Raw genomic sequence first — 11,138 nt, 5'->3', positions numbered from 1 at the left:
GCAAAAAACACAAATCACTGACAAGAACTTTCAGAAAACACCTATGTTTCAGTATAAAAACAAAAGTTTTAGATATTTCCAAAATATCCCAAAACCCATACCGTTACCTTTCCCAAAAACAAACAAATGCACCAGACCGCACCTTCACAAAGCGCCGACAACTGAGCGAGGTTAGCACGCCAAACAGGGATGTTTGGCGAGGCGCTGCTTTGTCCGGAACAAATCAGCGCCGGTGCGTTAAGACCGAACGAAGGCGGAGGACAGTCGAAGACCGCTTTGGGTGGTACTGCGAGGGGGTATAGGGGGATTTCGCAAAAAATCCCCCTAATTCGGACACTGATACCATAATGAAAATATCGACAAATTAACAGCGTCCGAAACCTGCGGACTAAAAACCCGCAATTTTTAAAGAAATAAAAACCTTGTCAAGAAGTTTCAGAAAATATAGGTGTTTAAGCAAAAAACACAAACCGCTGACAAGAACTTTCAGAAAACATATACGTTTAAGTATAAAAACAAAATTTTAAGATATTGTTTAAAATATCCAAATTCCCATACCATTACCTTCCACAAAAGCAAACAAGTGCACCAGACCGCACCTTCACAAAGCGCCGACAACTGAGCGAGGTTAGCACGCCAAACAGGGATGTTTGGCGAGGCGCTGCTTTGTCCGGAACGAATCAGTGCCGGTGCGTTAAGACTGAACGAAGGCGGAGGGCAGTCGAAGACCGCTTTGGGTGGTGCTGCGAGGGGGTTACTAGGGGGATTTCGCAAAAAATCCCCCTAATTCGGACGCAGACACCATAATGAAAATATCGACAGATTAACAGCGTCCGAAACCTGCGGACTAAAAACCCGCAATTTTTAAAGAAATAAAAACCTTGTCAAAAAGTTTCAGAAAATATAGGTGTTTAAGCAAAAAAACAAATTACTGACAAGAACTTTCAGAAAACACCTACGTTTCAGTATAAAACAAAAGTTTAAGATATTTCCAAAATATCCCAAAACCCTACCGTTACCTTCCACAAAAACAAACAAGTGCACCAGACCGCACCTTCACAAAGCGCCGACAACTGAGAGAGGTTAGCACGCCAAACAGGGATGTTTGGCGAGGCGCTGCTTTGTCCGGAACAAATCAGCGCCGGTGCGTTAAGACCGAACGAAGGCGGAGGGTAGTCGAAGACCGCTTTGGGTGGTGCTGCGAGGGGGTTATTAGGGGGATTTCGCAAAAAATCCCCCTAATTCGGACGCTGATACCATAATGAAAATATCGACAGATTAACAGCGTCCGAAACCTGCGGACTAAAAACCCGCAATTTTTAAAGAAATAAAAACCTTGTCAAGAAGTTTCAGAAAACATAGGTGTTTAAGCAAAAAACACAAATCACTGACAAGAACTTTCAGAAAACATATACGTTTAAGTATAAAACCAGTGTGGTTTTAAACTATAACGCCTCTTAAAGGATGTGATCTTCACGGCTTGATAACATCAGAATATTATCAAGCCACTGGCTACGGTTTATAATACATCAACGATCGACTCACAAAGTCTGGACATATTATCCAGCGTCATACCGGCAACATTAATACGTCCGGAATTTACAATGTAAATCCCATAATTATCACGTAATTTCAGTACTTGTTCTTCACTCAGTCCGCTAAAAGAAAACATACCGTTTTGTTTTGCAATAAAACTAAAGTCTTGATTGGCACCTTTATCTTGCAGTGTTTTGACAAACAGTTGTCGCATACGGTGTATACGTTGGCGCATGCTGGTTAATTCGTCGATCCACTCTTCTTTTAGTTCATCATTGTTTAAAATATAAGAGACAATTTTAGCGCCATGTGCCGGCGGATTAGAGTAATTGGCTCGAATAATTGTTTTAACTTGACTAAAGCTACGATCGGCAATTTCAGCATCAGCAGCAATTAAGGTAAATGCGCCAACCCGTTCATTGTAAAGTCCAAAGTTTTTCGAATATGAGCTGGCAATCAACAGTTCAGGATGATGATTGGCAAAAAGTCGCAATCCATAGACATCTTCTTCAATCCCTTGTCCAAATCCTTGATAAGCTAAATCAAATAGCGGTAGCCAGCCATTTTTTAGCGCTAGCTCAGAGATAGCTTGCCATTGCTCTGGTGTAGGGTCGATGCCGGTTGGATTATGGCAACAACCATGAAATAGTACCGCTTCACCAGCGGTGACAAGGTTTAAATCTTCCATTAATCCGGCAAAATCAAGTCCATGATTTTGTGCATCGTAATAACGGTATTCACGCACTTCAAGTCCGGCGGTTTGGAAAACACTGCGATGATTAGGCCATGAAGGGTTGCTTACCCAGATGCGTTTTACTTTTGTGCGGCGTGATAAAAAGTCCGCCATAATGCGTAAAGCGCCTGTTCCGCCGGGTGCCTGGGCGGTACGTGCTCGCTCCATTTCACTGCCGAAAAGCAGTTTTTGAGTTGCAAGGTTGAATAGAGGGACGCCATCAATAGGCAAATAACTTTTTGTTGTTTCTTCGTCTAATAATAGACGTTCTGCCTTTTTCACACTCTCTAAAATAGGTGTTTTGGTGGTTTCATCTTTATAAACCCCAACGCTAAGATTTATTTTGTTGGTACGTTCATCACTGTTGTAGAGATCCGCTAGTCCTAAAATGGGATCAGCTGGTGCTTGGAGTAAATATTCAAACATAATTCACCTATTTCCTTTAATGACTCTCAACGCATTATAAACACATTATTTTGTACTTTACAATTTCGTTAATGATGTTAAACCGATAAATAATTTTTAGGGGTCAACTTACGCTGCTGGCAAAACGGTTAACTTATTGAGAAAACAAGTTAAATTTTCTGCCAATGGGCGCACTTCACCGCTAATTAGGTCTTCAATTACCACTTCGCCAGTTAGGTTATTTAATGCCACAATTTCGGTACTTTCATCGGTAGCGGCAATAAATATTGTCGGTAATCGTCTTAATTTTTTTTGTTGCAATAAATGGGCGATTATATTTTGTTCAAGATTAGAGAAGTCATCATCATTCCACGCTTGGAGCAACACTAAATTTGTCTGTTCAAATTTTGCAGACATATTGCCGGCATATTGCGTGCCATAAAAAATATGGGCACTTTGTTGAAGGGTAATGCCGACCAGTTGTTCGGCAATAGCTAACGTTTTTGCCGGCTGTAGTAAAAAAGGTTGCCAGTATACCGCTAGCTGCTCTGTTTTGATTATGCAAGGTGAAGGTATGGCATGCAACTCTTCACTTTTAGGGGCGTTGTCAAACTGCTTTATCCAGCGTGTGGTAAAATCAATTAAGGCTTTTTTTTCAGGAACACTCATTAACAATCTAAATCTCTTTTATTGCTATATTATTGTCGTATTATACTGATTGTATTGCGATATACACGATAATCTTTCTCGCATCATGATAAAGTGCACCAAAATGTCAAGAAGTTTCAGAAAACATAGGTGTTTAAGCAAAAACACACCCCCTTGACAAGAACTTTCAGAAAATACCTATGTTTAAGTATAAAAACAAAAGTTTAAGATATTTCCAAAATATTCCCAAACCCTAATCCTTACCTTCCACAAAAGCAAACAAATGCACCAGACCGCACCTTCTCAAAGCGCCGACAACTGAGAGAGGTTAGCACGCCAAACAAGAATGTTTAGTAAGGCGCTGCTTTGTCCGGAACAAATCAGCACCGGTGCGTTAAGACCGAACGAAGGCGGAGGGCAGTCGAAGACTGCTTTGGGTGGTGCTGCGAGGGGGTTATTAGGGGGATTTCGCATAAAATCCCCCTAATTCGGACGCAGACACCGAAATGAAAATATCAACCAATCAACAACGTCCGAAACCTGCAAACCAAAAAACCGCAACTTTTAACGAAATAAAAACCTTGTCAAAAAGTTTCAGAAAACATAGGCGTTTAAGCAAAAAACACAAACCATTGACAAGAACTTTCAGAAAATACCCATGTTTAAGTATAAAAACAAAAGTTTAAGATATTTCCAAAATATTCCCAAACCCTAATCCTTACCTTCCACAAAAGCAAACAAATGCACCAACCCGCACCTTCACAAAGCGCCGACAACGGAGAGAGGTTAGCACGCCAAACAGGGATGTTTGGCGAGGCGCTGCTTTGTCCGGAACAAATCAGCGCCGGTGCGTTAAGACCGAACGAAGGCGGAGGGCAGTCGAAGACCGCTTTGGGTGGTGCTGCGAGGGGGTTATTAGGGGGATTTCGCATAAAATCGCCCTAATTCGGACGCAGACACCGAAATGAAAATATCAACCAATCAACAGCGTCCGAAACCTGCAAACCAAAAAACCGCAACTTTTAACGAAATAAAAACCTTGTCAAAAAGTTTCAGAAAACATAGGCGTTTAAGCAAAAAATACAAACCCTTGACAAGAACTTTCAGAAAACACCCTTGTTTAAGTATAAAACAAAGCATTAAGGTGTTTTTTTAAAATACCCCAAAACCCAAATCCTTACCTTTCCCAAAAGCATACAAGTGCACCAACCCGCACCTTCACAAAGCGCCGACAACTGAGTGAGGTTAGCACGCCAAACAGGGATGTTTGGCGAGGCGCTGCTTTGTCCGGAACAAATCAGCGCCGGTGCGTTAAGACCGAACGAAGGCGGAGGGCAGTCGAAGACCGCTTTGGGTGGTGCTGCGAGGGGGTATAGGGGGATTTCGCAAAAAATCCCCCTATTCGGACGCAGTCACCGAAATGAAAATATTGACCAATTCACAGCGTCCGAAACCCACAAACCAAAAAACTTACAACTTTCAAAGAAAGTAAAACCTTGTCAAAAACTTTCAGAAAATATAGGTGTTTAAGCAAAAAAACACAAAATCTTGACAAGAATTTTCAGAAAACACCTGTGTTTCAGTATAAAAATACCGATATAGAAAATATATTGTCAATATTATCAATAGTATCTTGGCAAAATAAAAAAAAGATTGGCTAACTGTCGATAAAATAGCAAGTTTAATTTACTTGCTATCCTTCGCTGAAACGTGAATAATAAGCGGGGATAATTTTATCCGTGTAATGCAGCAATGGCGTTAGACATTACAATTTATCAAAAAATAAAATAGCGTAAGTAGAATTATTATAATTAAATAATATGTTTATTTTAAACAATCATATAAAGATTTAATTGGTTTGCCAAAAGTCGCTTACAAACCGAAGTTTGCAAATTAATCATAGCAATAATATCAATAGTAATAAGTTTAATGGTGTTGACAAATTGCACCAATCTTTTGAATTAAAAGTTAGTTTTTGCAACCATTAGTTCTAAAGTGAAGTATCGTATTGATATTGTTTGCGTTATACAGGATTCACATAAAATAATAACAAAAATAACACAAATAAAATAATGAATGCCGTATACGAGAATATTTAGTCAGTAGCATTATTTATCATTGTTAAAATAAGCATTTATTAATAATAAAATCCTACCTACAATTAATTAAGATTAATTAAGAGTGTAGAATAATGAAAAGAATGCTGATCAACGCAACCCAGCAAGAAGAGCTGCGTGTTGCCCTTGTTGATGGCCAACGCTTGTATGATTTAGATATCGAAAGTCTTGGACATGAGCAAAAAAAAGCCAATATATACAAAGGTAAAATCACTAAAATCAATCCAAGTTTAGAAGCCGCTTTTGTCTCTTATGGTGGTGAGCGAGATGGTTTCCTACCGTTAAAAGAGATCGCTGAAAGTTATTTCCCGTCTAATATTTCTGGTCGTCGTAGTATTAAACATTTACAAGAAGGGCAGGAAGTTTTAATTCAAATTGAAAAAGAGATTCGAGGCAAAAAAGGGGCGGCGTTAACAACCTATATTAGCCTTGCCGGTAGTTATCTTGTTTTAATGCCAAACGATCCACGTGCCGGCGGTGTTTCACGCCGTATTGAAGGTGAAGATCGTGATGATTTAAAACGTATCATTGATGCCTTAGAAAAGCCAAAAGGTATGGGCGTTATCGCTAGAACAGCTGGTGTGGGCAAAAGTCAGGAAGAGTTACAACAAGATTTAAATGCACTGGTTACCTATTGGACAGCCATTCAAAACGAAGCTAAAAATCACCCGGCACCGAGTTTGATTCATAAAGAAAGTGATATTATCACCCGTGCATTTCGTGATTATTTACGTGATGATGTCGGTGACATTTTAATCGATAATCCGAAAGTGCTCGAAATTGCTAAAAAACGTTTAGTTGATTTAGGGCGGGTTGAGTATGTTAATCGTCTTAAATTGTATGACGGTGATGTGCCTTTATTTAACCATTTCCAAATTGAAGGGCAAATTGAATCGGCTTTCCAACGTGAAGTCAGGTTACCTTCTGGTGGTTCGATTGTGATTGATGCAACGGAAGCATTAACTGCAATTGATATTAACTCCGCTAAATCAATTCGGGGGAGTGATATTGAAGAGACCGCATTTAATACTAACTTAGAAGCGGCAGAAGAGATTGCCCGTCAGTTACGTTTACGTGACTTAGGTGGCTTAATTGTTATCGACTTTATCGATATGACACCGGTACGTAATCAACGTGAAGTTGAAAACCGCTTAAAAGAGGCGATGAAAACCGATAGAGCAAGAATACAAACAACCCGTATTTCTCGCTTTGGTTTACTTGAGATGTCTCGCCAGCGATTAAGCCCGTCGTTACGTGAAGCAACCCATCATATTTGTCCTCGTTGTCAAGGTACAGGTACGGTACGTGATAACAACTCATTATCGCTCTCGATTCTTCGTTTAATTCAAGAAGAAGCGATGAAAGATAATACTGTTCAAATCGATGTGATTGTGCCGGTGCCGATCGCCAGTTACTTGCTGAACGAAAAAAGACGAGCCATTACCAATATTGAAAGAATGCATCCGGATGTCAAAATCGTCATTGCCGCTGATGAAGAGATGGAAACACCGCTTTATAAAGTGATCCGTAAGCGTACTGGCGAAGAAACTGATGTGTTAAGTTACAATCTACCGAAATTGATTCGTGAACTTGAAGACGAAGAAGAAGAGCAAGTTGCCGAAGTTGTGGTTGAACAAGCGGTCTTATCCGGTCCTAAAGTTGAAGCGTGTGGTACCGGCAAGGCGAACAACGAACCGAAGGTTGAAAAATCGACCGGTTTATTTGGTGGTCTGTTTAGCAAAATTCGTAACCTGTTTGTTGCGAAAAAACCGGAGCCGGAACCAGAAGTTAAACCGAAACCGACCCGTAAACGTGATAACCAACGTTCGAATAATCGTCGACGTAACAACAAAAATAATCATACAGCGAACAATAGCAATAATGCCGCGAGCGATGAAGTAAAAGAGACAACTCGTAGCAATAATCGTCGCAGTAAACAAAATAATAATGCTAATAACAATGCTAATGCTAACAACAATGCCAATAACAATGTTAAAGCAGAAAAAACCGTTAATGAAGCGCCGCAACCGAAGGTCAAAGAGGTTAAACCAAGACGTCAGCAACGTGCATTAACCAAAAGTGTTCGGGTAAAAAATAGCGAAGCTACCGCACCTGCTCAGCAAGAGCGTGTTGTTATTCCGTCGTTATTATTACCGATAATTGTGCGTGATGAGACTCAAGCGGCCGCATCGGACGCTCAACCTAAACGCCAACGTCGTACATCCCGTCATTTACGTATGAATGGGCCACGTAATAAGCGTCGGTTGAAAAATAATGAGCTGAAAACCTCACCAATGCCATTACCATTTGCTGCGGCATCGTTAGAGTTGGCTTTGGGTCGGGTTGCTATTGACTACAGTCAAGTGGTCAGCCAAACTCAATCCAATACACCAACACGAGTTGTGATCCCTTCACTCTTATTACCGGTTATTGTTAAACCGGAAGATGAAGTAAGTAGCAATGTGGATGCTGTTGAGCAAACAGTTGAGGTAAGTGAAGCGGTTGCGCCGCAAACAACAAAAAGCGTTGTGGCAAGTGAGCAAAAGTCTGAGCAACAAGTACCGCAACAACTCGAACTGGTATCAGAGCCTGAGCAAGAAACGGCGACTGAAACTAAAACTGAAACTGAGCAAACGGCTGATACCACGCATTCATCAACCGGTAGCGCCTCTTCAGCAATGACCAAAGCGCCAGCGCCTGATTATGTTGTCAGTGAAGCAGAAATAAAATCACGACAAGAGTCAGATTATAATTATGCCGGTAAAGGGAATGCTGGTGGTTTAAGTGCTCAAGACCATGCTTATGCCGCCGCAGGCAAACCAATGGTATCGGATGACTAATCGATACTTCATCTAAAATAACGGTGATAATCTTCACCGTTATTTTATCAATCACTAAAGCGATAAAGATAAACAATGATTACCTATATATTTAAAAAAATAGTAACGTTTTTATTTATTATCTGCGTACTGGCTCAGATTAGCTTTTGTCTTGTCTATTTTGTTCCTCATTCCACCTTTCAAAATCTGAATTTTAGCGATGCCTATATAGCTTTTTTCAAGCAATTGCTACAAGGACAATTTAGATTGATGTCGGGTGAAACCGTGCCATTTTTACACACTTTATTAGCGACTTTTGAGCTGTGTATTTTGGCGTTAATCGTGGCGTTACTCATTGGTTTACCGCTCGGTATTTTATTGGGTCTTAGTAACATTAATTGGCTTAATAGTTCGATTCGGTTGAGCTGTCTGCTATTTTATTCTTGCCCGATAGTCATGCTGGTTGTGGTGGTGATGCACTTAATATCACCAAATTGGACGGTATTGATTAACTATAACGTATCGCCTTCAGTATCCGGCGTTTCTTTGTTGGATATTTTTACCTCATCAAGAACAGATAAGCTAAGTGCGATACTTGATCAACTACATTATCTGATGCTGCCAACAATTATACTTGCCATTCAGCCAAGTATTATGACTATTCAATTAATTAGCCAAAATGTCAAAAGTACCTCACGGCAAAATTATATTAAAATGGCGATTATTCGGGAACGTTCACCCTTTAGAGTGTTACGACGTCATTTATTACCTAATTCAATTCCGAACACGATACCGCAGTTGACCTATAATACCACGACACTGTTATTTTCAACTATGGTGATCGAAATTCTCTTTAATCGGGTTGGCTTAGGGCAGTGGGTGATGATAGCATATCGTCATCACAACTATTTTATTATCTCCATTGCTATTCTTGCTTGTGGGACAGTGATTAGTTTATTAACCCTATTAGGTGAAATAACCGCTGTTGCGATTTATCCACTGCGCCGTAAGGAGCATTATGTATAACTCAGCTAATATATTAAAAAACATTAAGTTATTTTTTAATAAGCTTCATAGTAATCTTTTCTCGATTGTCGGTTTTTATGGCATATTAGCAATCACCTTTGTGGCAGTGTCAACCAAATGGTTTTTCCATGCCCATTTAAATCCAATTTATGTTGCTTCGTTACCGCCGGCATGGTGGGCAAATGGTGATATCAATCATATATTGGGCACCAATCATCAAGGGCAAGATATTTTTGATTATCTGCTAATCGGTTATCGCTCCACAATGTCCATGACTCTAAAAGCGGTGTTTTATGTGGTTGTAATTGGCGGGATAATTAATTATTTGATGTTTTTTGTCGCTTTTATACGGCCATTCATTCTTTTTATCTTTCGATTCTTTATGGTGGTACCGCCACTGCTGGGGGTCATTGTTGTCAGTTTATTGCTGGGAGATGATATTACCAACGTATTAATTATTATCGGTTTATCTTATGCACCACGCTTTATCTATAATATTCATCAGCGAGTGATAAAAGAGTGGAATAAGACATACATTACCGCCTATCGACTAGACGGCTTGTCACGTGTTACCATTTTAAATCACTATATTTTGCCAAATATTTTACCGCTTTATTTAACGGAAATTGTTTCACTGTTTGGGTCAATTATCTTAGCGATGACCACTATCACTTTTTTAGGCTTTGCCAATGACTATTCACGGCCTGATTTAGGGATGATGATGTATACCATGAAAGATATTATCGACACCAACTTTTTGGCATTTTTAGCGCCCGGATTGGCTGTTTCTGCTACAATTACACTGGTTTATTTATTCAATTATGGATTATATGGCCAACGAGCAGGGCAATAATTATGGCATTGTTAGATATTCGAAATTTAACCATAGAATTTATCACGCCTGACGGTCTGTTACGAGCCATTGATCGGGTAAATTTAAAACTGTCTGAAGGTGAAATTCGTGGGTTAGTGGGTGAGTCTGGTTCGGGTAAAAGCCTGATTGCTAAAGCTATTTTAGGGGTCACCAATCATAATTGGAAAATTTCTGCCGATAGATTCTATTTTAATGATATTGATCTGCTCAAATTGACGCCAAAACAGCGTCGTAAAGTGATCAGTGCCAATATCTCAATGGTGTTCCAAGAGCCTCAGTCGTGCTTAGATCCTTCCATGAAAATCGGGCAACAATTAATTGAAGCAATTCCTCGTCGAACGTTTAAAGGACACTTTTGGCAACGCCTGTTTTGGCGAAAAAATCGGGCGATCGAACTTTTACATCGGGTTGGGATTAAAGATCATAAAGAGATCTTAAAATCTTATCCGTTTGAACTAACCGAAGGCGAATGTCAAAAAGTCATGATAGCCATTGCACTGGCAAATCAGCCTAAATTACTGATTGCCGATGAGCCAACTAACGCAATGGAAGCCACAACCGAAGCCCAAATCTTTCGGTTATTGGCGAGTATGAATCAAAATATGGGGACCACCATTTTGCTCATTAGTCATGATCTACAAATGGTAACAAGGTGGACAGATCGCATTAATGTCCTTTATTGTGGTCAAACGGTAGAGGTTGCTGATAGTGAAGATCTGATCAAGTCGCCTTATCACCCCTATACTCAAGCTTTGATTTATGCGATCCCTGATTTTGGTAAATCAATGCCGCACAAAAGTCCGTTAAATACTTTGCCCGGTGTTATTCCTTCGTTAGAACATTTACCGATCGGTTGTCGGTTGGGTCCTCGTTGTCCGTATGCGCAAAAAAAATGTATTCAAGCACCCGAACTTATTCCGATAAAAGATCATGCTGTTGCTTGCCACTTTCCTTTAAATATTGATGAGTAACCATAGATA

Annotated in this window: 11 protein-coding genes; 9 read left to right on the top strand and 2 right to left on the bottom strand. The window is 40.0% G+C overall.

The genetic code is table 11. The features are described 5' to 3' along the window. The first annotated feature begins 189 nt into the window (after positions 1–189). Both J3U37_RS10335 and J3U37_RS10330 read left to right on the top strand, forming a co-directional pair. The gene (locus J3U37_RS10335; RefSeq protein ID WP_267374742.1) at positions 190–348 is read left to right on the top strand and encodes a hypothetical protein; all 159 of its coding nucleotides are present in this window, start codon (positions 190–192) and stop codon (positions 346–348) included. A 298-nt stretch (positions 349–646) separates the two neighbouring features. Next, a complete protein-coding gene (locus J3U37_RS10330) occupies positions 647–787 on the top strand; it encodes a hypothetical protein (protein WP_267374740.1) in 141 nt (46 codons plus the stop codon). A gap of 732 nt (positions 788–1,519) precedes the next feature. Here the strand turns inward: J3U37_RS10330 and J3U37_RS10325 are convergent. Then, a complete protein-coding gene (locus tag J3U37_RS10325; RefSeq protein ID WP_220218260.1) occupies positions 1,520–2,695 on the bottom strand; it encodes an aromatic amino acid transaminase in 1,176 nt (391 codons plus the stop codon). Positions 2,696–2,803: 108 nt separating this feature from the next. Beyond that, entirely contained in the window at positions 2,804–3,343 is a 540-nt protein-coding gene (syd, locus tag J3U37_RS10320) for a SecY-interacting protein (protein WP_220218259.1), read from the bottom strand. 325 nt (positions 3,344–3,668) lie between these two features. Between syd and J3U37_RS10315 the strand changes: the two genes are divergently transcribed. The 7 genes from J3U37_RS10315 (at position 3,669) to J3U37_RS10285 (ending at position 11,129) form a co-directional block, all read left to right on the top strand. Continuing rightward, on the top strand, positions 3,669–3,809 hold the full coding sequence (locus tag J3U37_RS10315; protein ID WP_267374738.1) for a hypothetical protein: 141 nt from the start codon (positions 3,669–3,671) through the stop codon (positions 3,807–3,809). A gap of 254 nt (positions 3,810–4,063) precedes the next feature. Continuing rightward, on the top strand, positions 4,064–4,267 hold the full coding sequence (locus tag J3U37_RS10310) for a hypothetical protein (protein ID WP_267374736.1): 204 nt from the start codon (positions 4,064–4,066) through the stop codon (positions 4,265–4,267). Between the two features lie 294 nt (positions 4,268–4,561). Then, complete coding sequence (locus J3U37_RS10305; protein WP_267374734.1) at positions 4,562–4,852, top strand: hypothetical protein; 291 nt, start codon at positions 4,562–4,564, stop codon at positions 4,850–4,852. 661 nt (positions 4,853–5,513) lie between these two features. Beyond that, positions 5,514–8,279 carry a ribonuclease E gene (gene rne, locus J3U37_RS10300; RefSeq protein WP_267374732.1) on the top strand — a complete coding sequence of 922 codons (2,766 nt, stop codon included), beginning with the start codon at positions 5,514–5,516 and terminating at the stop codon, positions 8,277–8,279. 75 nt (positions 8,280–8,354) lie between these two features. Continuing rightward, entirely contained in the window at positions 8,355–9,284 is a 930-nt protein-coding gene (locus J3U37_RS10295) for an ABC transporter permease subunit (protein WP_220218256.1), read from the top strand. Next, positions 9,277–10,137 carry an ABC transporter permease subunit gene (locus J3U37_RS10290; RefSeq protein WP_267374730.1) on the top strand — a complete coding sequence of 287 codons (861 nt, stop codon included), beginning with the start codon at positions 9,277–9,279 and terminating at the stop codon, positions 10,135–10,137. Before J3U37_RS10295 ends, J3U37_RS10290 begins: the two co-directional genes overlap by 8 nt. A 2-nt stretch (positions 10,138–10,139) precedes the next feature. Beyond that, positions 10,140–11,129, top strand: coding sequence for an oligopeptide/dipeptide ABC transporter ATP-binding protein (locus J3U37_RS10285; protein WP_220218254.1), 990 nt, complete (start codon positions 10,140–10,142; stop codon positions 11,127–11,129). Positions 11,130–11,138 lie beyond the last annotated feature (9 nt).

The organism is Gilliamella sp. B3172, from assembly GCF_026536465.1.
Lineage (GTDB): Bacteria > Pseudomonadota > Gammaproteobacteria > Enterobacterales > Orbaceae > Gilliamella.
The sequence above is the reverse complement of the archived record's forward strand: the minus strand, read 5'-3'. Positions and strand labels throughout refer to the sequence as shown.